The 25,267-nt window shown below is 54.1% G+C and carries 25 protein-coding genes; 12 read left to right on the top strand and 13 right to left on the bottom strand.

Features of this window, described 5'->3' with window-relative positions; all coding sequences use genetic code 11:
- Positions 1–9 precede the first annotated feature (9 nt).
- Positions 10–303, bottom strand: coding sequence for a hypothetical protein (locus AAC086_RS16595; protein ID WP_339780331.1), 294 nt, complete (start codon positions 301–303; stop codon positions 10–12).
- A gap of 623 nt (positions 304–926) precedes the next feature.
- Between AAC086_RS16595 and AAC086_RS16590 the strand changes: the two genes are divergently transcribed.
- The 6 genes from AAC086_RS16590 (at position 927) to phoB (ending at position 7,082) form a co-directional block, all read left to right on the top strand.
- On the top strand, positions 927–1,958 hold the full coding sequence (locus AAC086_RS16590; protein WP_339780329.1) for a PstS family phosphate ABC transporter substrate-binding protein: 1,032 nt from the start codon (positions 927–929) through the stop codon (positions 1,956–1,958).
- A gap of 139 nt (positions 1,959–2,097) precedes the next feature.
- Positions 2,098–3,477 carry a phosphate ABC transporter permease subunit PstC gene (pstC, locus tag AAC086_RS16585; protein ID WP_339780327.1) on the top strand — a complete coding sequence of 460 codons (1,380 nt, stop codon included), beginning with the start codon at positions 2,098–2,100 and terminating at the stop codon, positions 3,475–3,477.
- Positions 3,470–4,819: a phosphate ABC transporter permease PstA gene (pstA, locus tag AAC086_RS16580; RefSeq protein WP_339780325.1), complete on the top strand. Its 1,350-nt coding sequence runs from the start codon at positions 3,470–3,472 to the stop codon at positions 4,817–4,819. Before pstC ends, pstA begins: the two co-directional genes overlap by 8 nt.
- A 1-nt stretch (position 4,820) precedes the next feature.
- Positions 4,821–5,627 carry a phosphate ABC transporter ATP-binding protein PstB gene (gene pstB / locus AAC086_RS16575; protein ID WP_339780323.1) on the top strand — a complete coding sequence of 269 codons (807 nt, stop codon included), beginning with the start codon at positions 4,821–4,823 and terminating at the stop codon, positions 5,625–5,627.
- 20 nt (positions 5,628–5,647) lie between these two features.
- Positions 5,648–6,379 (top strand): phosphate signaling complex protein PhoU, encoded by a 732-nt coding sequence (phoU, locus tag AAC086_RS16570; RefSeq protein ID WP_339780321.1) that lies wholly within the window; start codon positions 5,648–5,650, stop codon positions 6,377–6,379.
- Positions 6,380–6,383: 4 nt separating this feature from the next.
- A complete protein-coding gene (gene phoB, locus AAC086_RS16565) occupies positions 6,384–7,082 on the top strand; it encodes a phosphate regulon transcriptional regulator PhoB (RefSeq protein ID WP_085579332.1) in 699 nt (232 codons plus the stop codon).
- Between the two features lie 215 nt (positions 7,083–7,297).
- On the opposite strand, the gene AAC086_RS16560 is transcribed toward phoB, so the two are convergent.
- Entirely contained in the window at positions 7,298–9,070 is a 1,773-nt protein-coding gene (locus AAC086_RS16560; protein ID WP_339780319.1) for a cation:proton antiporter, read from the bottom strand.
- A 435-nt stretch (positions 9,071–9,505) separates the two neighbouring features.
- Between AAC086_RS16560 and AAC086_RS16555 the strand changes: the two genes are divergently transcribed.
- From AAC086_RS16555 to uvrC, 4 genes are all read left to right on the top strand, one after another.
- Entirely contained in the window at positions 9,506–10,468 is a 963-nt protein-coding gene (locus AAC086_RS16555) for a calcium/sodium antiporter (RefSeq protein ID WP_339780318.1), read from the top strand.
- Positions 10,469–10,568: 100 nt separating this feature from the next.
- Entirely contained in the window at positions 10,569–11,339 is a 771-nt protein-coding gene (locus AAC086_RS16550) for an SDR family oxidoreductase (protein WP_339780316.1), read from the top strand.
- A gap of 71 nt (positions 11,340–11,410) precedes the next feature.
- Positions 11,411–11,836, top strand: coding sequence for a dihydroneopterin aldolase (gene folB, locus AAC086_RS16545; protein ID WP_339780314.1), 426 nt, complete (start codon positions 11,411–11,413; stop codon positions 11,834–11,836).
- A gap of 486 nt (positions 11,837–12,322) precedes the next feature.
- Complete coding sequence (uvrC, locus tag AAC086_RS16540) at positions 12,323–14,188, top strand: excinuclease ABC subunit UvrC (RefSeq protein WP_339780417.1); 1,866 nt, start codon at positions 12,323–12,325, stop codon at positions 14,186–14,188.
- Between the two features lie 78 nt (positions 14,189–14,266).
- Here the strand turns inward: uvrC and AAC086_RS16535 are convergent, their stop codons facing one another.
- The 7 genes from AAC086_RS16535 to AAC086_RS16505 all read right to left on the bottom strand — a co-directional run bounded on the left by AAC086_RS16535 (position 14,267) and on the right by AAC086_RS16505 (position 20,188).
- Positions 14,267–14,791: a 2,4'-dihydroxyacetophenone dioxygenase family protein gene (locus AAC086_RS16535; protein ID WP_085587004.1), complete on the bottom strand. Its 525-nt coding sequence runs from the start codon at positions 14,789–14,791 to the stop codon at positions 14,267–14,269.
- A gap of 51 nt (positions 14,792–14,842) precedes the next feature.
- The gene (locus AAC086_RS16530; protein WP_339780310.1) at positions 14,843–15,535 is read right to left on the bottom strand and encodes an RraA family protein; all 693 of its coding nucleotides are present in this window, start codon (positions 15,533–15,535) and stop codon (positions 14,843–14,845) included.
- 27 nt (positions 15,536–15,562) lie between these two features.
- Complete coding sequence (locus AAC086_RS16525) at positions 15,563–16,270, bottom strand: SDR family oxidoreductase (RefSeq protein WP_339780309.1); 708 nt, start codon at positions 16,268–16,270, stop codon at positions 15,563–15,565.
- A gap of 49 nt (positions 16,271–16,319) precedes the next feature.
- Entirely contained in the window at positions 16,320–17,825 is a 1,506-nt protein-coding gene (locus AAC086_RS16520; protein ID WP_339780308.1) for a tripartite tricarboxylate transporter permease, read from the bottom strand.
- Positions 17,825–18,298, bottom strand: coding sequence for a tripartite tricarboxylate transporter TctB family protein (locus AAC086_RS16515; RefSeq protein WP_339780306.1), 474 nt, complete (start codon positions 18,296–18,298; stop codon positions 17,825–17,827). Before AAC086_RS16515 ends, AAC086_RS16520 begins: the two co-directional genes overlap by 1 nt.
- 130 nt (positions 18,299–18,428) lie before the next feature.
- Positions 18,429–19,391, bottom strand: a complete 963-nt coding sequence (locus tag AAC086_RS16510) for a tripartite tricarboxylate transporter substrate binding protein (protein WP_339780304.1) — start codon at positions 19,389–19,391, stop codon at positions 18,429–18,431.
- 80 nt (positions 19,392–19,471) lie between these two features.
- Entirely contained in the window at positions 19,472–20,188 is a 717-nt protein-coding gene (locus AAC086_RS16505; RefSeq protein WP_339780303.1) for an FCD domain-containing protein, read from the bottom strand.
- A 677-nt stretch (positions 20,189–20,865) separates the two neighbouring features.
- Here AAC086_RS16505 and pgsA point away from each other — a divergent pair.
- The gene (pgsA, locus tag AAC086_RS16500; RefSeq protein ID WP_339780301.1) at positions 20,866–21,417 is read left to right on the top strand and encodes a CDP-diacylglycerol--glycerol-3-phosphate 3-phosphatidyltransferase; all 552 of its coding nucleotides are present in this window, start codon (positions 20,866–20,868) and stop codon (positions 21,415–21,417) included.
- A 141-nt stretch (positions 21,418–21,558) separates the two neighbouring features.
- The gene (locus AAC086_RS16495) at positions 21,559–22,008 is read left to right on the top strand and encodes a molybdenum cofactor biosynthesis protein MoaE (RefSeq protein WP_339780300.1); all 450 of its coding nucleotides are present in this window, start codon (positions 21,559–21,561) and stop codon (positions 22,006–22,008) included.
- A 22-nt stretch (positions 22,009–22,030) separates the two neighbouring features.
- Here AAC086_RS16495 and AAC086_RS16490 read toward each other — a convergent pair whose 3' ends face one another.
- From AAC086_RS16490 to AAC086_RS16475, 4 genes are all read right to left on the bottom strand, one after another.
- On the bottom strand, positions 22,031–22,321 hold the full coding sequence (locus tag AAC086_RS16490; RefSeq protein ID WP_339780298.1) for a hypothetical protein: 291 nt from the start codon (positions 22,319–22,321) through the stop codon (positions 22,031–22,033).
- 52 nt (positions 22,322–22,373) lie between these two features.
- On the bottom strand, positions 22,374–23,237 hold the full coding sequence (locus AAC086_RS16485) for a hypothetical protein (RefSeq protein WP_339780297.1): 864 nt from the start codon (positions 23,235–23,237) through the stop codon (positions 22,374–22,376).
- Between the two features lie 85 nt (positions 23,238–23,322).
- On the bottom strand, positions 23,323–23,985 hold the full coding sequence (gene metW / locus AAC086_RS16480; RefSeq protein ID WP_339780295.1) for a methionine biosynthesis protein MetW: 663 nt from the start codon (positions 23,983–23,985) through the stop codon (positions 23,323–23,325).
- A 4-nt stretch (positions 23,986–23,989) separates the two neighbouring features.
- A complete protein-coding gene (locus AAC086_RS16475; protein WP_339780293.1) occupies positions 23,990–25,147 on the bottom strand; it encodes a homoserine O-acetyltransferase in 1,158 nt (385 codons plus the stop codon).
- Positions 25,148–25,267 lie beyond the last annotated feature (120 nt).

Below are 25,267 nucleotides of genomic sequence, written 5' to 3'. Positions count from 1 at the left end.
ATGGGGCTGTCAGGGTTTGCGCAGAAAGTCGCGGGCGATGGTTTCGGCATAAGAGTCGCCATGTTCCGGTGATGAAAACTGCGTGGTTTTGGCTTGGATCCAGTTGCTGACATCTTTCTGATCAATGTCGATATTGACCAAAATGGCCGAAATAATGGCCTCCATTGCCAAGGTGTGGCTGGCAACACTGTTGACCGCATCGTGCAGCTCGTCAAAATGCTGCGCGGCCAACTGCGAGACCTCGCCCAGTTCGCCCGACAATTTTTCCAGCCTTGTTTTAAGGTCATCTATTTGCGCACTCACCAGTTCTCTCCCTCGGCAGGCCGCACGTCCGTCCCGTTCGTGTCGGCCTTCTTCCCCATTTGGCAATTTTGTTGCCATTGGGGTAAGGGTCCCCTGTTCTTAAGGATTTGTAAAGGGTGCAACGATGCCACGGGGCGCACTTCCTGATCTGGTTATCGATGCATTACGTTAAATGCCTTTCCGGCCCCGTTGAAAACCGGCGCAAAACCGGGTGTGACGGCAGACGGGCTGGCTGAAAAAACAATCTTTGCGCCGGGGTCCCGGGGCGGAAGCGGGCATTGGGCAGGGGCGAACGCGGTTTGGTTCTCCGGGGGACCTTGTTCACCCGAAAGGCAACGAATCATGTCACCTGTTGATCTTGCAGTTGAAAGCACAGTTTGTAACAATTGAGGCTGCGGTTGCTGTTCGCAACGGAAAATGGCGGTTTGTATCCTTGGAAAGGGTCAAAGACGAATTTAATTAGAATATTGAAAATAAAAGGATATTTTTGACTTTTTTCTCTTTTTGGTGACTGTAACATAACCTTAACAAATGTGACGCAATACGGTAAAAGCATAAAGGTAGAGTCCGCCTCGCAGATCGTTGCACCGTTCCCGACTTGGAACAAATATATGGGGATTTACATGAAGAAGACTCTCGCTATTGCAGCACTCGCGAGCGTTGCCTTGACCGGCGCCGCACATGCGCGCGACCAGATTCGTATCGTTGGCTCGTCCACCGTGTTTCCGTTCGCAACCGCTGTTGCGGAAGAATTCGGCAAGACCACTTCTTTCAAAACACCGGTTATTGAATCAACCGGTTCAGGCGGCGGCTTGAAGCTGTTTTGTACGGGTGTTGGCGAGCAGAACGCCGATATCACCAATGCATCGCGCCGCATTAAAAAGTCCGAAGTTGAAACCTGCGCCAAAAACGGCGTTGAAGCCATCACCGAAGTCAAAATCGGTTATGACGGTATCGTTCTTGCCAATGCCAAAAGTGCACCTTTGTTCGAACTGAGCAAAGAGCAGATCTTTCTGGCGCTGGCCAAAACCGTTCCGTCAAAAGACGGCAAGGAACTGATCGACAATCCTTACACCAACTGGAAAGAAATCGATCCGACCCTGCCGGATGAAAAGATCGAAGTTCTCGGGCCGCCGCCGACCTCAGGCACCCGCGATGCTTTCACCGAGCTGGTACTTGAAGAAGCCTGTGATGAATTCCCGGCAATTGCTGCCCTGAAAAGCAGCGACAAAGCCATGCACAAAGCAGCTTGCGCCGGTGTTCGTGAAGACGGTGCCTATATCGAAGCTGGCGAAAACGACAATCTGATCGTTCAGAAACTCGAAGCCAACCCGCTTGCTCTGGGTATCTTCGGTTTCTCGTTCCTCGACCAGAATGGCGACAAGCTGCATGGCTCGAAAATCGGTGGCGTTTCCCCGACCTTTGAAGCCATTTCCGATGGGTCCTACCCGGTTTCCCGTTCGCTTTACTTCTATGTCAAGAATGCCCATGTTGGCACCATTCCTGGCATCGAAGAATATGTCGCCGAGTTCACCTCGGAAAAGGCATGGGGCCCGGAAGGTTACCTTGCTGATCGCGGCCTGATCCCGATGGATGAAGCCGAGCGCGAAGCTGTTCGCAAAGCAGCAACAAGCCTGACCCCGCTTAGCATGTAATCTGATGTGTAACCGGTGGTGACCCGTTCGGGGTTGCCGCCGGTTTCTTTGTTTCAGAATTGTTTTTATTATTTTACTCTGCCAGCACTGAGCGCACCAACCGGGTTTTCGGGTTCTTTCAGGCAAATGGAATTACACAATGTCCCTGACTTTTTTGTTGCTGACGGTCGCACTGTTATGTGCGCTTTCTTTCGTTTTTGGGCGACAGAGGGCGATTGCACTTTCCGGTGGCCGTTTCAGTAATCTGCATTCGCTGCCGGTCCATTATGGCACATACACCGCCTTGTGGTGTGGTCTGCCAGCCTTGTTATTGCTGATCATATGGTATGTATTGCAAGGTCCGATTACCGAGGCCTTTATCATTAATGACCTGCCGGTCGAAATTACATCCGATTCCGGTCAGTTGTCGCTGGCGATGAATGCCATTTCGCTGATTGCAGCAGATAATGGCCAGCATCTTGATGTTGCCCCTGAAATTGTCGATGCCGGAAACCGGCTGGCGACTTTGCATACCATTTCCAATACGGCCCTTATTATTGTCCTGATTTCTGTGGCGCTGACAGGGCTGTCGCTGTCCTATCGCAAAATTGGCGCGGAAATGCGGGCACGCAACAATGTTGAACGCATCGTCCGCTATCTGATGATTGGCTGTTCGGGCATCGCCATTCTGTTGACGGTTGGCATTGTTTTTTCTTTGCTGTTTGAAACCCTGCATTTCTTTAGCAAGATTAACCCGGTCGATTTTCTGTTTGGCCTGGAATGGAGTCCGCAAACCGCGATCCGTGCCGATCAGGTGGCATCCGACGGTTCGTTTGGCATGATCCCGCTTTTCGCAGGGACGTTGCTGATTACGTTTATTGCCATGCTGGTGGCCGTGCCGATTGGCTTGTTTGCGGCGATTTACATGGGCGAATATGCATCGCCGATGTTTCGGGCCTGGGCCAAACCGGCGCTGGAAATTCTGGCGGGGGTGCCAACAGTGGTTTACGGCTTTTTCGCCGCCCTGACCGTTGCACCGTTTTTGCGTGATAGCGGCGCGACACTGGGGTTAAGTGTCAGCTCGGAAAGTGCGCTGGCTGCGGGCCTGGTGATGGGGGTCATGATCATACCATTTGTATCCTCGCTGTCTGATGACGTGATGTCGCAAGTGCCGCAATCTTTGCGGGATGGGTCCTACGGGTTGGGGGCAACCAAATCAGAAACCATCCGCCATGTGATTTTTCCAGCCGCCCTGCCCGGTATTGTCGGTGCGGTTCTGCTGGCGGTATCGCGCGCGATTGGCGAAACCATGATTGTGGTGATGGCTGCCGGTCTTGCCGCCAATCTGACGGCCAATCCCTTGCAGGCGGTCACAACGGTAACGGTGCAGATCGTGACCTTGCTTGTCGGTGACCAGGAATTTGACAGTGCAAAAACCCTGTCAGCCTTCGCACTGGGCCTGGCTCTTTTCCTTGTCACATTGGGGCTGAACGTCTTCGCCCTGAAGTTTGTTCAGAAGTATCGCGAGAAATATGACTGATATGGCATCCTTGATGGAAGACCGCGCTGCCGCCCGTGCGGACGACGCCAACCTGCGCAAGCCGGTTGACTGGGATAGCGCAGAGATGTCGCGCGGCATCAAAAAACGCTATGCCGCCGACCGCCGGTTCAAGACCTATGGCTTGACCGCGATTCTGCTGGCGCTGTCGGCGCTGGTTTTGCTGGGTTATTCTATTATTTCAAAGGGCTACAGCGCATTTGTTCAAACCTATGTGCAGCTTGAAGTTACCTTTGATCCGACCGAGATTGACCCGGATGGCAACCGCGACCCGGCTGTCATCGGTCGGGCCAATTATGATGCCCTGATCAAGCAAGCCCTGCGTGACCGTTTCCCCGATGTCACGTCGCGCCAGGAAAAACGCAAACTCTATGATATTGTTTCCGGGGGGGCGTCATATGATCTGCGTGAACAGGTGCTCGACAACCCGTCGCTGATCGGGCAGACCCGCAAGATATGGCTTATTTCCGGTGACGATTTTGATATGCTCAACAAGGGGTATATCAGTGCCGAGACCAAGGAAGGCAGCCGTCGCCTTGACAATGATCAGATCGGCTGGTTCCAGGCACTTCAGGCAAGCGATGCCATTGAAAAGAAGTTCCATACCCGGTTCTTTACCAATGGCGATTCCCGCGAACCTGAACTGGCCGGGATCTGGGGGGCTGCTGTCGGGTCGTTCTATACGCTGATTGTGACCTTGCTTCTGTCCTTCCCGATCGGGGTGGCTGCGGCCATCTATCTCGAAGAATTTGCCCCGAAAAATCGCATCACCCAGATTATCGAAGTTAATATCAATAATCTGGCGGCGGTGCCCTCGATCGTCTTTGGTCTTTTGGGGCTGGAGCTTTATCTTAATGTCATGCATTTGCCGCGCTCGGCCCCGGTTGTGGGCGGGTTGACCCTGGCATTGATGACATTGCCAACCATCATTATTGCGTCCCGTGCGGCAATCAAGGCGGTGCCGCCTTCCATTCGCCAGGCTGCCCTTGGTCTTGGTGCCTCGCCGGTGCAAACGGTCACCCACCATGTGTTGCCGCTGGCGATGCCGGGCATTCTGACCGGTACCATCATTGGCATGGCCCAGGCATTGGGTGAAACCGCCCCGCTTCTGATGATCGGGATGGTGGCGTTTATTGTCGATATCCCCGGGGGGGCCACGGATGCGGCAACGGTGTTGCCAGTCCAGATCTATTTGTGGGCAGACAGCCCCGAACGCGCCTTTGTCGAAAAAACTTCGGCGGCGATTATGGTGTTGCTGGCCTTCCTGATTTTGATGAACGGGTTGGCTGTGTTCTTGCGCAAGAAATTTGAACGGAAGTGGTAAAATGGCTGTTGTAACTGCAGATGCAATGACGAACGCACCGCAAACGCGGGGCAACTCGAAAATGGCGGCCCGGGACCTGAACCTTTTTTATGGCACCGCGCAGGCACTTTTTGATGTTGATCTCGATGTGGTTGAACGTGAAGTCACCGCGCTGATCGGTCCGTCGGGGTGTGGTAAATCCACGTTTCTGCGCTGCTTGAACCGCATGAACGATACCATCGACGGTGTTACCATCAATGGCAAGGTGACCCTTGATGACCGCGATATTTACGACAAGGTTATCGATGTCGTGCAGCTTCGCGCCCGGATCGGCATGGTTTTTCAAAAACCAAACCCGTTTCCGAAATCGATTTTTGATAACGTGGCTTATGGCCCGCGCATTCACGGGCTGGTCAATTCCCGCGACGAGCTTGACGAAATCGTCATGAACTCGCTGGAGAAGGCCGGTCTGTATAAAGAAGTCAAAGACCGTCTTGCATCCCCGGCCACCGGTCTTTCCGGCGGTCAGCAACAGCGTCTGTGCATTGCACGCGCGGTTGCGGTCAGCCCCGAAGTTATTTTGATGGATGAACCCTGTTCAGCGCTTGATCCGATCGCGACCGCCAGGGTCGAGGAACTGATCGACGAATTGCGCTCGAACTATACGATTGTCATCGTCACGCACTCCATGCAGCAGGCCGCGCGTGTATCGCAGCGCACGGCTTTTTTCCACCTGGGTAAACTGGTGGAAGTCGGCGAAACGGACCAAATCTTTACCAACCCGCGGGACGAACGCACCAAGGGCTATATCACTGGTCGCTTCGGCTAAGCCGGGCAGGAGGTAATACGATGAAAAAAGAAGAACATCATATCGTCAGTTCATTCGACGATGAATTGACCCGTCTGAACAATATCATTTCGCAAATGGGCGGTCTGGCGGAAAGTCAGCTGATTTCGGCCATTCGCGCAATTTCAAAGCGCGATTCCGAACTGGCCGAACAGGTTATTATTTCGGACCTTCGGATCGACAAGCTTGAACAGGAAGTGCAGGATTTTGCCGTTCGTGTTCTGGCTTTGCGTCAGCCGATGGCCGATGACCTGCGCCAGGTTGTGACGGCCTTGAAATTGTCGAATGACCTTGAACGGATTGGCGATTTGGCCAAGAACATTGCCAAACGGGCACAGGTTCTTAACCAGATTCCACCGATCCGCCCGGTCCAGGTTATTCCCAACATGGCGCGCCTGGCCCAGGAAATCATCAAGGACGTTCTTGATGCCTATATCGAAAACGATGCCGAAAAGGCCCAGCGCGTTTGGGCGCGGGACCAGGAAGTTGACGATATGTACAATTCGCTGTTCCGCGAATTGCTGACCTATATGATGGAAGATCCGCGCAACATCACCGCATCGACCCATCTTTTGTTCATCGCCAAAAATATCGAACGTATCGGCGACCATGCCACCAACATCGCCGAAACGATCTATTACCGGATCAAGGGCGAAGATTTGCCGGTTGATGGTCGTCCCAAAAATGACGCTGCCAATTTTGCCGTGATCGAACCCAATGAGGCAGGGGAATAACAGGATGGATCCCACGGTTCTTATTGTCGAGGATGAAGCCGCCATCGTCACGATGCTGCGTTATAATCTCGAACGTGAAGGCATGAATGTTGTCGAAGCGGGCGACGGTGACGAAGCTTTGAAAATCATGGCTGAAACCCATGTGGATCTGGTTTTGTTAGACTGGATGTTGCCGGTAATGTCGGGCATCGAGGTCTGCCGTCAGATTCGTCGCAAACCAGAAAGCCGCGATTTGCCGGTAATTATGGTCACCGCACGCGGCGAAGAGGGCGACCGTATTCGGGGCCTTGATACCGGTGCCGATGATTATGTGACCAAGCCGTTCGCCATTGGTGAATTGCTGGCGCGTATTCGTGCGCTTTTGCGCCGGTCCGGCCCGGCGCAACCACAGGGGCAGTTGATCTATTCCGATATCGAAATGGATCTGGCCGCGCACCGGGTTAATCGCAGCGGCAAGGCAATCCATCTGGGACCGACGGAGTTTCGTTTGTTGCGGTACTTCCTGGAACATCCGGGCCGGGTTTTTTCGCGCGAACAATTGCTTAACGCCGTTTGGGGGCCGAATATCTATGTCGAAACCCGTACGGTTGATGTGCATATTCGCCGCCTGCGCAAGGCGCTGAATGATGTTAAAGGCACGCGCGACGTGATCCGCACGGTTCGTGCGGCGGGCTACGCGCTTGATGATGATGCGGCGGCGTAACCGGCTATTTTTATTTAAGTAAATTGTGACACAATTTCGCAATTTACACTGAAATTACAAGGCCCTGTCACATGACGGGGCCTTGTTTTTTAGGGCGTGTTCCTGATGCTTTTGGGCCTTGTTGCGTCGGGCGTAATTGCTGGCCCGGTGGTGGAAATGGCCGGGTCATAATACCAAACTGCATTAAAGGAAAAGTGCTTTTTAGTATAAGGCAATTATGGTTTTGCGATATCGGGTTTTGCGGGCGTGGTCGGTGTTGCCTGTTTTTGCGAACCTGCCGAGGCATGTGACGGCGGGCGCGGGGCCAGTTCGTTCATCAGCAACATGTCGGCGCGGCGGAACTTGGCGATTTCGGCGTCAATTTCGTCTTGTGGCACATCGCAGGCAAACAGCACATGATCCGACAGGCGCAGGCCGGTTTCAAGAACCTCGGGAATGGCGGCATTCGCCCCGCTGCGCGAGAGTGCGCCGATATGCGAAATATCCTGGGCGCGGGCAAAAATTTTCAAATGCGGGTAATGCTGGCGCAGCAAGGCCACAGTTTTTTCGGTTTCGTGCGGGGTGCCCATGGCAACGGCGGCGACATTGGCCTGTTCGGTATGGGCAGCCCGGAAACTTTCCGGGCGCGACCCGTCGGCAAAATAAACCGGCAATCCCTCGGCGCGGCCCCGTGCCACCTGCTGGGCATCGGATTCCAGCACCACGAAGGGAATGTTTCGGGTCTTTAACAAACGTGCCAGCACCCGCCCGACACGGCCACAGCCAATAATCAGCACATGATGTTCAATACCTTCGGTATGGCTTTCAATGTCGCCCAGCTGGTCTGTTTCGCGCGGATGCAAAATATCTTCCAGCTTTTTGCCCAAACTGATCAGGCTGGGGGTCAGGGCCATGGAAATGGCAACGATGGGGACCAGGATGGCAGCCAGATCCGGGGTGATGGCCCTGTTTTGGGCGGCCAGGGTAAACATGACAAAGGCAAATTCACCACCACCGGCCAAACCAAGGGCAATGCGCAACGATACCGCGCGGTCAAACCGGGTGGCAAGGGACAGCACAAATAACAGCCCGGCCTTGATCACCAACAGGGCCAACACACCCAAAACAACTGTCACGGCATGATGATAAACCACACCAATATCGACCGACATGCCAACGGACATGAAAAACAGCGACAAAAACACGCCGCGAAACGGGGCAATGTCGGCTTCGATCTGATGGCGAAATTCGGTTTCAGCCAGCATCACACCGGCAATAAACGCGCCCAGCGCCATCGACAACCCGGCCATTTCAGTCAGGATGCTGGCAGCCAGAACCGCAAACAGGGTGCCAATGGCAAACAGTTCGGGGTTGTGCAGGGCGGCAATGGCGCGAAACATCGGGCGCAGCACATAACGCCCGGCCAGCAACAAAAGGGCGACCGCGCCAAACCCGGCCAGAATGCTGACCCAGGGGCTGGTGGTGCTTGCCGTGTTACCCGCCGCCTGTACCATAATCAGGAACGGGCCAACAGAGACGTCCTGTAATAACAAGACAGCCAGGGCCGCCCGGCCAAATCGTGTATGAAGCTGGCGTTCGTCGGAAAGCTGTTTAAGGATTATCGCGGTTGATGACAGGGCCAGGGCGCCTGCAATGACAAGTGCCGCTGGCAAAGGCAAATCAATTGCCACAAGCACGCCAAAGCCGATGGCAAGGGTGACGACAATTTGCAATACGCCAAGGGCGGCAAATTTGCCACCAATCACGTGCAGCCGTTCGCGCGACAGTTCCAGCCCGATCATGAACAGCAAAAATACCACGCCCAGTTCGGCAACGGTCGATATGTCCTTGTTGCTGGGAATAAGCCCCAGACCAAAAGGACCGATCACCAGCCCGCCCACCAGAAAACCGATGATCGAATTGGCCCGCAAACGCTGGGCAAGAGGCACTGCAATGACCGCAGCGCTTAAAATCACGAACAGCTCGAACAGCACATTGCTATGGGGCATCAATAATCATCCAGGGTCGTTAAATTTTCGACCAGTCAACAAACGGTCCCGGTTGCCTTTACCATAGCGCAACGGTGTGAAAAAACGATGTAAATCTGGTTTTGCACGGTCGTATGTTCGGGGGTGCCAGGGTTTTATCGGGTGGTTTTCTCAGTTACAACAATTTCAATTAACCTGTTTCTGACAGGAGAAAAAGCCCCTGTCACATGTGCCGCATTGTACTTTTGCAGATGCAGCATATGTAATGCCACATTCGGTCCTGTTCGGACTGTGTTTCAGGTAACAATGCCAGCATAATAACCGGTAAAAACAGGGCCGCGCGCCGCCATCGGGCAGGACACAGCTTGCGTTTGGCAGGTGTCAATGCCATCTTGCGCGGCAGTGCCCGATGGAAAACAGGGCACCCTGTTTTTAATCATAAACGGCGGACCGGTTTTGGAACAGTTTATACCCTATGCGCAAATAATTGCCGGACTGGTTTTGCTAACCGCCGGTGGCGAGTTCATTGTGCGCGGCGCCGTTGGCCTGGCCTTGCGAATGGGAATTTCCAAGGTCATTGTCGGGTTGACCATTGTGGCGGCGGGTACATCGGCGCCTGAATTTGTGGTATCGTTAAATGCGGCACTGGCGGGGTCGGGCGAAATTGCCATGGGCAATGTCGTTGGCTCGAATATTGCCAATATTTTGCTGATTTTGGGGGCTGTTGCGGTTCTCAAACCGGTTGCAGCCGGTCGCATCACCACGATCCGCGATGGCGGTGCCATGCTGGTTGGCACGTTGCTGTTTATCGGCTTTTGCCAGTTTGGTGTGATTGATCGCTGGGCCGGGCTGGTGATGCTCGCGGTGCTGATTGGCATGTGGTATTTCACCTATAAGAACGACAAAAACAGCCCAAGCGATGCCAGTGCCCTTCATGAAGAGGAAGTCGACGATATCGGCCAGGCACCCGCTGGCTGGGCCAGGCCGGTTATTGCCACCGTAATTGGTGTGGTCGCGCTGACATTTGGTGCCGATCTGCTGGTGAATGGCGGTGTGAGCGTTGCGCGTGAATTTGGGGTTTCCGAAGCCGTCATCGGGTTAACGCTGGTGGCGTTTGGCACATCTCTGCCGGAACTGGCTGCATCGATGGTGGCGGCATTTCGGGGGCATTCGAATGTGGCACTGGGCAATGTTTTTGGATCGAACCTGTTTAACCTCCTGGTCATTATCGGCGGCGTTTCGATCATTTCGCCCATTTCGGTTCCGCTACAAATCGCGCAGTCCGATATATGGATCATGCTGGTGGTAACGGTTGCTGTGCTGGTGGTGGCCTATGCCGGCCGGCGCATTGGCCGCGTGGCGGGGGCGGTGTTTATGGCAGCATATTTTGGATATATCGGTATGCTGTTTGCCGGGTAATTCGGGGCGGATTAAACAAGGATTATGCCGGTTTGGGGCGAATGACGCGCACGACCGGGATGGATCGCAAGACGAATATAATGGCAAAAACGGATAGGCGATGACAGATATTATACCAAAAACCGCCCTGATCACCGGGGCTGCCAAACGGATTGGGCGCGTCATTGCGCTGGATCTGGCAGGGCAGGGATATGATATTGTCCTTCATTGCAACCAGTCGCGCGATGCCGCCGATCAATTGGCGGCGGACATTCGCAATATGGGGCGCAAGGCCCATGTGGTCAGTGCGGATTTGTCCCGCGAAGATGAAACCGCCGGGATCATGGATGCCGCATATGGGGCACTTGGCCCGGTCGGATTGCTGGTGAATAATGCATCGACCTTTGAATATGACGATGTGAAAACAGCGACGCGCGAAAGCTGGGACTTTCATATGGAGGTCAATCTTCGCGCACCGTTTGTGTTGTCACAGGCATTCGCCCGCCAGTTGCCCGGCGATGTTGCCGGCCTGATCGTTAATATCATTGATCAGCGGGTCTGGAATCTGACGCCGCATTTTACCACCTATAGCCTGTCCAAGGCCGGGTTGTGGACCCTGACCCAAACCCTGGCGCTGGGACTGGCACCGCGCATTCGTGTGAACGGCATTGGGCCGGGGCCGGTATTGCCCAGCGTGCGGCAAAGCCAGGAAGATTTCGACGCCCAGTGCCGTAAAACCCCCTTGGGGATTGGGACATCGCCGCAGCAGATTTGCGACGCGATACGCTTTTTCCTTGCAGCACCTGCGCTCACCGGGCAAATGTTAGCCCTTGATGGTGGACAACACCTCAATTGGGCACCGAGCGACAGCACCGAAATGCCTGTCGAATAACCTGACCGCCGATTGCTGGCGGTTTTTACGCCAGTTGTCCCCACCCGCGCAGCACGACGAAGGATATAAACATGACCGCAGGTCTGAAACAGGACGATAACATCACCACCTTGCCCTATGCCGATCAGGCAGGCAGCTTGCGGCGCGTTTTTGTGCGCGACATGGTGATCAATACCTCGATCGGGGTATATGATTTTGAAAAGGACGCCCCCCAGCGCGTACGGATTAATCTGGATTTATCCGTGGTCGAAGGCGAAGGCCCCAAGAATGACGATCTGCAAAATGTGCTGTGCTATGAAGAACTGGTCAACGGCGTGCGCGCAATTTGTGCAACCGGGCATGTGAACCTTGTGGAAACCCTGTCGGAAAACATCGCCGCCATGTGCCTGACCGATCGTCGGGTACGCAAGGTGTGCGTGCGGGTAGAAAAGCTCGACGTTTTTGACGATGTCGGTGCGGTCGGGGTGGAAATTGAACGCTTTAACCTTGCGCGTTAATGTGTGCGATTTGGCGTGGATTAATTTTGATTCATGGGCAAGGAAGGGGGCGAATCTGTGATTCCCAAGGGGCGAATCGTTTAGCTTGTTTATACACAAGCACTCTTGGCGACAAAAACAAAGGGGTAAAAAGATATTTTACGGTAAGATTACGGAATGTTTTCAGGTTGACAGTATTTTTAGTTAATAAAATCAATTACTTAATGTTTTTGCCTAAAATATGGGCAATTCATAGAACGTTAAGACTCCCAACGGCTGCAGAGTTCAGCCCCCGTATTACCCACATACTTATCCACAGTCTTGGTGGAAACTTTTCAAGGGGTACGATTCCCTTGCCAATCGATCCCTGGTCCAGTTGATTCGGCTAGCCCATTGTATAGATATGCTGCCAATTGCGACTGAAAACCCGTTAATTGCACAATTCAGGACCCTTTGATGACTTCCCCCGTACCGCCCGCCTCTGCACCGCGCGACATTGAATTGTCGCTGGAAGACCTTCACGACGGCAAAGCCGGTCGCGGGGTGGCGGCGATCAGCCATGCGTTAAAAACGATGCCGGGCGTTCCGGGTGTTTATCGCATGATCGACGAGAAGGAACGCATCCTGTATGTGGGCAAGGCCAAGAACCTGAAAAAACGGGTGACCAGCTACACCCATATTGCCCGCTTGTCTTTGCGCATTGCCCGCATGGTGGCCCAAACGGTGCGGATGGAAATTATCACCACCCACACCGAAGCCGAAGCCCTGCTGCTTGAATCCAACCTGATCAAGAAATTGAAGCCGCGTTACAACATTCTGCTGCGTGACGATAAAAGTTTCCCCTATATCCTGATCACGGAAGATCATGGGTATCCGCGCATTGTGAAACATCGCGGCGCGCGCGCCAAAGATGGCAGTTGTTTTGGTCCTTTTGCCTCGGCCTGGGCGGTGAACAACACGATTAACCATTTGCAGCGCGCCTTTTTGCTGCGTTCCTGCACCGATGCCGTCTTTTCCAACCGGTCGCGTCCGTGTTTGCTGTATCAAATCAAGCGGTGTTCCGGCCCCTGTGTGGATCGCATTTCAAAACCCGAATATGACGGGTTGGTCGATATTTGCCGCGATTTTCTGTCCGGGCGCAGCAAAGTAATCCTCAAGCAGCTTGAGGCCAGCATGCTTGCGGCATCGGAAAACATGGAATTTGAAAAGGCGGCGATGTATCGCGACCGCATCCGGGCGCTGTCGCAAATTCAGTCGCATCAGGATATCAACCTTGAAGGGTTGGAAGAAGCTGACGTGATTGCCCTGCATCACGAAGGCGGGCAAAGCTGTGTTCAGGTGTTTTTCTTTCGCAGTGGCTCGAACTACGGCAACCGGTCCTATTTTCCGCGTCATGAACAGTCTGCCGAAATTCCCGAAATTCTCTCGGCCTTTGTTGGCCAGTTTTATGCCAACAAACCCGCCCCGCGCCAGGTGTTGTTAAGCCACGACATCGAAGGTCAGAAACTGGTCGAAGAAGCCCTGTGCATTAATAATGGCTACAAGGTTGAGCTGCATGTGCCCAAGCGCGGTGGCAAGCGTAATCTGGTCGAGCACGCCATGACCAATGCCCGCGAGGCGCTGGGTCGCCGCCTGGCTGAAAGCGCATCGCAACGCAAATTGCTGGATGGCCTGGCCGATAAACTCGACCTCGATAGCCCGCCCGAACGCATTGAAGTTTACGATAACAGCCATATTCAAGGTACCAACATGGTCGGCGGCATGATCGTTGCCGGGCCGGAAGGCTTTATGAAAAACGCTTATCGTAAATTTAACATCAAGGGCGACATCGCACCGGGCGATGACTTTGCCATGATGCGCGAAGTCCTTACCCGCCGTTTTGCCCGCGCGCAAAAAGAAGACCCGGACCGTGAAAATGGCACCTGGCCCGACCTGTGCCTGATTGACGGTGGCTTGGGCCAGCTAGGTGTGGCGCGACAGGTGCTGGAAGATCTGGGCATTGAAGATGTGATGCTGGTGGGGGTTGCCAAGGGGGTTGATCGTAACGCAGGCAAGGAAGTCTTGCACATTACCGGCAAGCCCCCGGTGCGGTTGGACCAGAAAGACCCGATCCTGTATTTCATTCAGCGCTTGCGCGATGAGGCGCATCGCTGGGCGATTGGCACGCACCGCGCCAAACGGTCCAAGCAAATAGGCAAAAGCGTGCTCGATGATGTGCCGGGCATTGGCGGGGCACGCAAAAAGGCCTTGCTGCATCATTTCGGCTCTGCCCGCGGTGTCGCCGATGCCGGGTTGGCCGACCTTGAAGCCGTTGATGGCATTAGTGCCGCCATTGCGCGTAAAATCTATGGTCATTTCCATAGCGACGATTAAGGGCAGCTTTGCCCTGGCATCTATAAATTTGCATCAGGCAGGGTCAATAACGGCCTGCCTGATACATTTTCAAATCGCCTAGCGAATGAACTGGTCGACATAATCGGCACCAAGGCCGATTTTGGTGTAATGGGCGCGGCACATGTCGATTTTGGTAAAAACATCTTCATAGCCCATGTGTTTTCCCCATGGGTCGACATAATACATCACGCCGTTAACCTGAAACATCGTGATCATTTCCTCGACATCATCGGGAACAACAAGGGTGTGGGTTTCGCCGGGCGGTTCGTAAACATAGCCGCCTTCATTGGCGACCCAGTCATGCTCCAGATAATGCCAGCGCCCCTTAAGGACCATGCCATGCACCGGGTTGGGGTGGCGGTGGCGGCTAAGCACGCCCGATTTTCGTACTTTGAGCAAATTCACCCAGTACCCTTGGCTGGCATTCAGGCAAAGCGGGCGAAACCACACATTTTCGGCCTGTGGCACCCAAATGCGGTCATCCTTGGGGATGGCATGTTCCACCACAATATCGCGCCCGGCTTCGGCGGGCATCGCCAGTTGATAGGGCATTTTCGCCTGATCCTGGCTGTCCTTGGTCATTTTGCTCTCTCCTTGATCTTGATGATCCGTGTGGGGGTATTAAAGGCGGCTTTACATCACGCCATAGGTAGCAAAGGCTTCGGTCGCACTCATGCCCGAGCGGATGGCGTCGGCGACGACATTTTCGCTTTTGACCTTTTCAAGCGCGCGGGTAATGGCTTCGTGTTCGGCCTTGGCGGGGATGGCAAGCACGCCTTCTTCGTCGCCAAACAGAAGTGTTCCCGGGGCAATTTTGACGCCGCCAATTTCAACGGTGCAGCGATAGTCAATCACCTTGCCACGCGGGCCCTGATCCTGGGCGTAAATGCCCCGGCAAAAAGCCGGGAAACCAAGGTCCCGAATGCCCGCAGCATCGCGGACATAGCCATCAAGGATCGCCCCGGCGGCCTTCAGGTGCAGGGCGCGCGTCGACATCAACTCGCCCCACAGCGCATAACGCAGCGATGCCCCGGTCGCGATATAGATTTCGTTCTCACGCAAATCATCAAGCGCTTCTAGCATCAGGCCGAAGGGTTTGTTTGCCAGTGGCCCGTTTGATGCCGGGTGGCCCAAATCAAAAACATCAGCCTCAAGCACCGGCATGGCCCGTCCGGCAATTTTGGTGCCCACTTGCAACGGGGCAATTTCGGGCGGCAAAAACTGGCGGGTCAGGCCCATCTGGTCCAAAACATCGCCAATCACGGCGGTAAACAGGCTGGTTTTCAGGGTTTTAAAAAGGTCGGCGTCATTTTCAAATTTTGTCATGGTGAAATCCTTTCATGATCGCCAGGGTCAATTGGCCGAAAAGCCGCCATCGACCGGCAAGATTGATCCGGTCACAAACCCCGCCTGATCGGAGGCTAAAAACAAGGCTGGTCCCACCAGATCATCGGGTGTACCCCAGCGTTGCATCGGGGTGCGGGCGATGATTTGCGCGCTGCGTTCGCTGTTCTTTTCAAGGGCGGCGGTTAAATCGGTTTTGATCCAGCCCGGCGCAAGGGCATTCACGCGAATGCCCTCAACCGCCCAGGCACTCGCCAGCGATTTGGTCAATTGGCCTATGCCGCCCTTTGATGCCGAATAGGCGGGGGAAAAGGCACTGCCAAAAAATGTCAACATCGATGCAGTATTGATGATGCAGCCCTGGCTTTGGGCCAGCAGGGACTTGGCGGCCTCGCAACAGCGCAGTGTACCTGTCAGGTTAATGTTAATGACCTGTTCAAAGCCACTGGCGGTAAATTCGGCCCCGTTGCGGCGAATGATTCCGGCACAATTGACCAGAACATCAAGCCGGTTCAGGGTCGTGAAAAACGCCTGCACCTCATGGGTGTTGGCAACATCAAGGGTTTGAAATTCAAGCATGTCACTGGCAAAACCTGCCGGTGCGGCGGGTTCAATACCGGTGGCAATAACCCGTGCCGGGCCTTGCCGGGCAAAGCCGTGGGCAATGGCATGGCCAATCCCGCTAGAGCCGCCAATAACGACAATTGTTCTGGTCATGGGAACCTCGGATAAGCAAAACAGATGTGGGGAAACGGTGTTAAACCGGTCATGACGGCAGGCTGGCGGCTTTTTTGCGTTTTGCATGGCGCAACGACATGAAAACCATCAATGCCCAGATGGTCAGGGTGGCAACGCCCAATGTGCCACTGACCGGGCGCGAGAAAAATTCAATCAGATGCCCGTCGGCCTTGATCATGGATTTCATGAAGTTTTCTTCAATCAACGGGCCAAGGATCAGGGCCAATATCATTGGGGCCAGCGGAAAGTCGTTTTCCTCTAGCACATAGGCAATCAGCCCCACCACCAGCATCACCCAGACATCAAACAGGGTATTGTTGGCGGCATAGGCACCGATGACGCAAAACAGCAAAATGATTGGAAACAATATGGCCTGGGGAATGCCCAGCACATGGCGCGATGCCATAACCGCACCAACGCCAATTGGCACCATGATAAGATTGGCCAGCACAAAAACCATGAAAATGGCATTGACCAACCCGGCATCCATGACAAAAACCATCGGCCCGGGGGTGATGCCTTTCATCAGCAAAACGCCAATCAGGATGGCGGTAATGGTATCGCCGGGAATGCCAAATACCAGCGTTGGCACATAGGCCCCTGAAAGGGCGGCGTTATTGGCACTGGAGGCGGAAATAATGCCTTCGATATGGCCTTCGCCATATTTTTCCGGCGTTTTTGAAAATTTTTTCGATACCGCATAGGCAACCCAGGCGGCAATATCGGCCCCCGCACCGGGCAAGGCCCCGATCATGGTGCCTAAAATGGACGAGCGGGCAACGCCGCCCTTATATTTCCAGATTGTCGATCCGACACCCGACATCATGCGCGAGATATGAACCGGTGGTACTGGAGGCAATTCACGTAATTCGCCAATTTTGCGCAAAATTTCGGTAATGGCAAACATGCCGATCAGGGTGGGGATAATGGAAATACCACCGACAAGTTCGGTATCGCCAAAGGTAAACCGTTTAATGCCCATCACCACGTCAATGCCGATCATGGACAGGATAAGGCCGATGGTCAGCGACAATGTGCTTTTGATGGCCGATCCGCGCGACACCATGATCGCACAGGAAAGGCCAAGGACTGCCAGCCAGAAATATTCATAGCTGGAAAACATCAGTGAAAATTCGGCAATTTGCGGTGCGGCGATCACCAGCACCAGCACGCCCACCAGCCCACCAATCATCGAACAGATCACATTGGTGCCAAGGGCCAGTTCCACCAGTCCTTTTTCACGCATTTTATAGGCTTCGTCGGTATAGGCCGCCGATGCGGGTGTGCCGGGAATACGCAATAGCGCACCGGGAATATCGCCGGCAAAAATCGCCATGGTGGTGGCCGAGACAATGGCACCAATGGCCGGAACCGGGTCCATAAAAAAGGTCAGCGGGACCAAAAGGGCGGTACCCATTGTGGCGGTCAGGCCGGGAATGGCGCCAATGACAATGCCGTAAATCGATGATCCGATGATGATCAGCAACACATCGGGGCGAAAGACCTGCTCAAGGGCGGAATAAAATACATCCATCAGTAAATCACCTTTGTCAGGAGGCCCAGGGGCAGGGACACCATCAGAAAATCGACAAAAAACAGCCACAGAAGGGTTGTTGTGATGGCGGCAATAATCACCGATTTCAGCCAGTTTCGGGTGGTGATGGTCAGGAAAGCCGCCAGTAAGACCGGCACCACAATGGGAAATCCGACGGGCTTGCTCAGCAAAATATAAAGGATCATGAAAACCGGCACGCAGGCCATGTGCACAAGGCCGTCGCGGGTTTTCATTACGGCTGCAAGCCGGATCATGGGTTGGTGCGCCCGTTCCCGATACCCCGAAATGCACAATGCAATACCGCCCAGCATCATGAGGGTGGCAATGATTGTGGGAAAGGTTGCCGGACCATAGGGTTGGTCCGGCAGGGTCGGAAACGATTGCACTGTGATCAGGATTGCGCTTGCCACAAGGACAAAGATAATCCCGAAAAGGGCATCGTTGATTTTCATGTCAGCATCCCAAAACGCGGGGTTAGGCGCGACGGCGTCACGCGGCTTATGCCGTGAAAGGCAAGGGTGTTTTAAGCCCGCCCGCCGACGAAGGGGCGCGTTGACCGGTTTTGATCAACGCGATTTTGTTTTACTGACCAAGACCAAGTTTCTTGATGACGGCCGCGTTGCTTTCATTGGCATTTTTCATGAATTCTTCGAATTCACCCGACGGAAGCCATTTAACGCCAAAGCCGCGCTTGCTCATGAAATCGGTATATTCAGACGATGCCACCACGGTTTTAAGGGCGACTTCCAGCTTTTGCGCCACGTCATCGGAAACGCCCTTGGGCGTTACAATGCCGCGCCACGTTCCGCCCACGGCTTTTTTGCCAATGGCTTCTTCAATGGTTGGCACATCGGGGAAGGCATCCAGGCGTTTGTCCGATAAAACAGCCAGTGTTTTCACCCGTTTTGCCTGGCGCATTGGCACGGCTTCGGGCAGGGAGGACGGCACGATAGCAACCCCGCCAGCGGCCAGTTCCTGAAAGCCCGGTGCGGCCCCCTGGCTGGGCACAACCGGGACCGATTGCGGATCAATGCCGTTGTCATTCAGGAAACCGGCAAAGGCCAAATGATAAGCCGCCCCCACCGGGAAGCCCGACATTTTGTATTTGCCCGGGTTGGCTTTGATGTCATCTAGGGCGGATTTAACATCGTTCCAGTCGCTGTCGGTGGAAACGTTAAAGGCCGAGGCATCAAAGTTCACCAGCCCGATTGCCGTGAGATCCTGATAGGTGATTTGCGAGGTGCCCATTGATTTATAGGTGGTGATTTCGGCGGTGGCCAAACCAATTGTGTAACCATCGGGGTCGGCATCGGCCATTGCGGTATGGCCAACAACGCCGCCCGCACCGGTCCGGTTGACAACATTAACCGGCGTGCCAAGCTGTTCTTGCAAACCCTGGGCAATGGTGCGGCCCACGGCATCGGTGCCACCCCCGGCGGACCATGGCACGATCAGGGTGATCGGGCGTTCGGGATATTCGGCAAAGGCCGGGCTGGCGGCAAAAACAGATGCGGCAAGCACGGCAAGGGTTGTTATCTTTTTCATTGTGTTTCCTCCACTGGATCGTTTGTGTTGCAAGGGCAACTCTTGCGGTTGCCTGTTTGCGGGGGTGTTCTGGTTTTCGGTTATTGAAACACCTTTTTCTGGACGTCGGCGGTGCGTTCAATCAGTGTTACCGCGATACGTTTGGCACCGGCGGAATCCTTGTTTTCAATGGCATCGGCCAGAAGTTTATGGTTCTGCAAATTCTGGGCGTAACTGGTGGGCTGGTTGCTGGCCACGCGGAAACTGGTTTTCAGGGCATGAATAACCGCATCTGCCACCGATTGAATGAACCGGTTGTGCGAGGCGCGAAAAACCGCCTTGTGGAATTCGATATCCACATCCACCCATAAATCGAGATCATCGGTTTTTACCGACTGCGCCATCGCCTGATAGGCGGTTTGAATATCGGCAATTTCCTCGGCTGTGGCGTGGATTGCGGCGGCCTCGGCGGCGGCAGGTTCCAAAAGGCGGCGCAAAACCAGCAACTCGTCGAGAAATTCGGGATCATTGATAAAAATCTCGGCCGCCCATTCGGCGACGTCGCGATCCAGAATGTTCCAGCGTGACCGGGGCAGCACCACCGTGCCGCGCCGCGGGGCGATTTCCACCAGTGACTTTGCCGCTAGCGCCTTCATTGCTTCACGCAGGGTATTGCGCGAAATCGCAAATTCAGATGCCAGATCGGCCTCTTTGGGCAGGCGCTCAAGTTCAGGGAAACGGCCTGCAACAATGGCGCGGCCAATTTTGTCACAGGCAACCGATGCCCCGGAACGCCATGCAGGGTCTGCTGTTTTCATCGCATGTTCCTTATCCCGGTGCTTTGGCGACAGGGATATGTTTCCGGCCTAATGATTTCAGTGCAATAGAACTGATTTTTTAATTGTTATTGGTAGGATGAATAATGCCAAAAATTGATACCAAGTCAATAGGTCCTACCAATGCTGCGGCGCACTGCGGTGGTATGATTCGCTTAAAGGGGTGGCTGCATTTGCAAAAAACACAAAAAAAAGATTGAAACTTTTTTCGATTGGCGCACTGCACACAAAAAAACGGCCCCCTGGGGAGGGGGCCGCTAAATCTGCCGTGGTCGCGGGGTCAGGGGGGGGGGATTTGACCACGACAAAAGAGAAAGAGAAAACGTTTTGGGAAGAGGCAATGTCGGGAAGGGTCACCAAGGCGGCATAATGGGCACACACCGCCAGGACGATATCACATTGCATTCCTATGGAGTTTCAAGGGCAGCCTCCTTCGTTTCGTTTACGTTCGCTTGTTGTATGAACAGACCTTACCGATCCGGGCGGTGCGCCGATAGCTGGTAATCTGGCAACTGTGCGTTCATAAAACAGAACGATCAAAAAGGTTGTGTGACAGGACGTATTATAACCATCTGGCTGCTTGTTAAGCGCGGCCATAGGCTTTAATAATTGGCCGTACGCCATCTTGTCGTAAAATTTCCGGATACAGGCCCGTTTGAATGAAAAAACAGATCCCCAATCTGCTGACATTGTCGCGAATTATTGTGATTCCGGCACTTGTCGCATCGTTTTACATCGAGGGGCCGGTTTCGAACTGGCTGGGCTTCACCCTGTTTGCCCTGGCCGGTGTCACCGATTTTTTTGATGGCTATCTGGCGCGCAGCATGAATGTTGCCTCGCGTCTGGGCCGGTTTCTAGACCCGATTGCCGATAAATTGCTGGTGGCCGCGGCCCTGATGATGATGGTGGCCTTTGGTCGCATTTCCGGGCTGGCGGTTTTGCCTGCCGTGATCATTATGTGCCGGGAAATTCTGGTATCGGGCCTGCGCGAACATCTGGCCGAGCTTAAGGTGCCTTTGCCCGTTACCGTGCTGGCAAAATGGAAAACCACGGCACAAATTCTGGCCATCGGCTTTTTGCTGGTGGGGGAAGCGTCGCCTGATCTGATCCCGTCGATCCTGATTGGCGATGTGTTATTGTGGATTGCAGGTCTTGTAACGGTGCAAACCGGTTATATCTATTTGCGCACAGGTCTTAAGCATCTCGAATAAGACAAATCCTGTTGATCGAAACCGGTCAACAGGCCCCTCAAACGGCGGGCAGGCTTGACGACGTGCTTGCCTTTCGCCTCTCGTTGAACGGGTGTCGCCTGGCTGCGATAAACCCGCCATCGAGCGATACAGGCATTTTTCATGGTAATGATCCGCGTTCAACAACATGACTTTGACCCGGGTGCCGAGCTTGCGGCCTTAACCGACGGACGCACCGATATTGGGGCGGCGGTCAGTTTTGTCGGTTTGGTGCGCGATATTGCCGGGTCTGAAAAAGTCAGTGCGATGACGCTGGAACATTATCCCGGCATGACCGAACGCCAGCTTGAGAAAATTGCCGATGATGCGATGCAACGCTGGCCGCTGGACGGGGTGCGGATTATCCACCGGTTTGGCCGCCTGTTGGCGGGAGACCGCATTGTGCTGGTGATCACCCTGTCAGCCCATCGCCGCGCGGCGTTTGAAGCCTGCGATTTCATCATGGATTTTCTAAAAAGCCGCGCGCCGTTCTGGAAACGCGAAGAAACCGGTCACGGTGAAAAATGGGTGGCCGCCAAACAAGGCGACGAAGACGATTTGGCGCGTTGGTAATGCGGGCTGTTATTTAAGTGCCCTAAACCGGGACATAATTTTTCATAATATCGAGAAACGACATCAAACCTGTTTGCAGGGCCGCGCCGTTTTGCACTTTGGCGGCAAGCGCATTCATTTTTGTAATGTCGGCGGCGTTTACCGTGATGTCCTGGGCAATCTGCGCATCACGTAATTTGATAACAGCGTTGGCCGCCTGGTTGCGTGCGCTTTCAAGGGCAACTTTTTGGGTGATGTTTGCGGCCTGATATTGGGCATCAAGGGCGGTAAAGGTTGAGATCGCCGCACTGATCAGGTTGGTTAGGTCGGACATGGTGGCTCCGGGCATTATGGGGATATGAAGGGTGAGCTTGCGCATCGCTGCGCTATGGCTGTTTTTGGGCCTGCATGGCCATATTGTCGATCATGGAACGGGCCTTTTGTGTGAGCTGGCTTTCGCTAAGGCCCTGATTTTCCGCTATAATGTGCAATCCTTTGTCAATGCCGACCAGAACGGTTCGGGTGCTGATTTTATCGTAGTTTTCGATCTGGTTTTGCAGTTGGTGTCCCAATTGATCTGCTGTAACAAAATGGTGCAGGGCATTTTGATACAGGGTTTTTTCATCCCCGATCAGGGTTTGCCACTGTTGCCACCAGTCTTTGATTTCGCTGGTGCGGGTGGCATCAGGCAGGGTTTTATCGTTGTGAATTTTATTGATGCTGGCGATCAGGGCATCACGTTGCACCAGAAAAACCGGCGGTGATGTGCCCAATGTTTGCGCCAGCTTTGCTAATTGGGTGCGCAGCTTTTGCAACAGGGGGGCCGATGCCTTGATCGTTCCTGCCCCAAAAATATCATCCTCGCCAATATCGGTAAAAATGGCGGCGAAACTTTGATATTGGTTGCGCAATGTTGCCATTTCCTGCTGCCAGCGGGCATTTTCCGCCGGATCAATCGTGATGGCATCGGGGTTGATCAGGATCGGCAGGTTTTGGGCGGTCAAAGTGCCGCTAAATTGTGCCAGATTGGCCATGAACGTGGCCTGCATGGCATCATCGCTGCGCACGGGCGCACTGAATTGGGCGGTACGTAAATCATCCAGGGCTGAAATCGCCTGATTTGTTTCAACACCAAACTGATGTGCCGAAAGTTTCAGGGCATCGGCCTTTTGCGCACAGGCTGCCAGCAAGGCCAGCATCGCGCAGATGCAGCCCCGCCGGATCTGTTTTTGAACCCCGTAAAAACCCATCGAGCATCCCCTGATTGCGCCATGTTGCGTTCGATTGACGCAATACCGGGGATTTTGTGACAGATGGCATTCGGGAAAGGTGAGGTTAGCCCTTTTTGCTCAGCATGAATAAAGCCTGATTGCCAAAGAAATTGGCCAGGTTTGAATGGCTGCCCAGACTGACCTTTGAGCCGCTTTCATTTAGCACCATGGAGCGTTCAATGGTCAGGTCCATTTCTTTGCACAGGGCAACAAAGTCGCGCACGGTGCAGAAATGAATATTGGGGGTTTCATACCACATGATCGGCAGGTTGGGGTTTTGCGGCATGCGGCCATGAAACATCAAATCAAACCGGGCGCGCCAATGGCCGAAATTGGGGAAGGATACAATCGCCTTGCGGCCAATGCGCAGCAATTGCGTCATGACATCGCGCGGGCGATTGGTGGCCTGCAAGGTTTGGCTTAAAATGGCATAATCAAAGGCATCGTTGGGGTAATCGTGCAAATCGCGATCGGCATCGCCCTGCATTACCGGCAAACCCTGGGCCACACAATTGCGCACCCCCTCGTTTGACAGTTCCAGCCCGCGACCGTCCACCTTTTTGGTGCGTTTCAAATAGCCCAGCAATTCGCCATCGCCACAGCCAATATCAAGCACACGCGTGCCGGGTTCCACCATGTCGGCAATTAACTGCAAATCAACACGAATGCGGTCGGACGGGGCGGCGCTGCTGTTAACCGGTGCCGTTTGCTTCAATGTTTGTGTCATGGTCTTAATTCAATCCGCGCGCTTCGGCGGCCCCTTCGATAAAGCCGCTTAGAACCATGTGAAAATCGGGTTCATCGAGCAAAAAGGCATCGTGGCCCTTGTCGCTTTCGATTTCAACACAACTGACATTGCAAGATGCCGCGTTAAGCGCATGGGCCAAACGGCGGCTTTCGGCGGTGGTAAAACACCAGTCCGACGAAAACGAAATGATGCAGAACCGCGTGTTTGAGCCACGAAAGGCTTCGGCCAGCCTGCCATCAAAATCAACCGACAGGTCGAAATAATCCATCGCCCGGGTGATATAAAGGTAACTGTTGGCATCAAACCGGTCGACAAACGATTTGCCCTGATGGCGCAAATAGCTTTCGACCTGAAAATCATGATCGAAGCTATAAGTGATCGCGCCACGATTTTGCAGCTTGCGGCCAAATTTGCGATGCAAGACCGGCTCGGACAAATAGGTGATATGCGCGGTCATGCGCGCCACGGCCAGGCCACGGGCGGGTTTTTTGCCTTCCAGCAAATAATTGCCCCCGCACCAGTCGGGGTCGGCCATGACGGCCTGGCGGCCCACTTCGTGAAAGGCAATGTTTTGCGCCGAATGGCGGTATGATGTGGCAATGGGGGCGGCGGCAAAAACCCGGTCAGGATAGCTTTTGCACCATTCGAGCACTTGCATCCCGCCCATGGAGCCGCCAATAACGGCAAACAGGGTTTCAATGCCCATATGGTCGATCAGCATGGCTTGCGCGCGCACCATGTCGCCAATCGTGATCACAGGAAAATCCAGCCCCCACGGCTTGCCGGTTTCCGGGTTGGTTTCCTTGGGGCCGGTGCTGCCAAGGCAGCCGCCAATCACGTTGCTGCAAATAACAAAGTATTTTTCGGTATCAATAATTTTGCCCGGGCCAACAATGGCGCGCCACCAGCCTTCCTTGCCGGTGATCGGATGCACATCATCGGCAACATACTGATCACCGGTTAAGGCATGGCACACCAGTACCGCGTTGGATTTATCGGCATTAAGCGCGCCATAGGTTTGATAGGCCAGCGTGAACGGGCCAAAATCGACACCGCTATCGAGGCGTAATTTGTCGGTTTCGCCCAGCATAATCTGATGGCCAGGCAAGGTGCGGCGCGACAGCGGGGCAGAAATGGACATGAACGTTATCTCCCTTGGTCCGGGCAATATCTGGCACGTCAAACGTCGCACCAGCCTTTTTTGTTCGTTCTAGCTAGGAACAGGCGTGCTTTTAGTCAATCTTTTCTTTGCAAATGCCGG

The organism is uncultured Thalassospira sp. (assembly GCF_963976115.1).
Lineage (GTDB): Bacteria > Pseudomonadota > Alphaproteobacteria > Rhodospirillales > Thalassospiraceae > Thalassospira.
The sequence above is the reverse complement of the archived record's forward strand: the minus strand, read 5'-3'. Positions and strand labels throughout refer to the sequence as shown.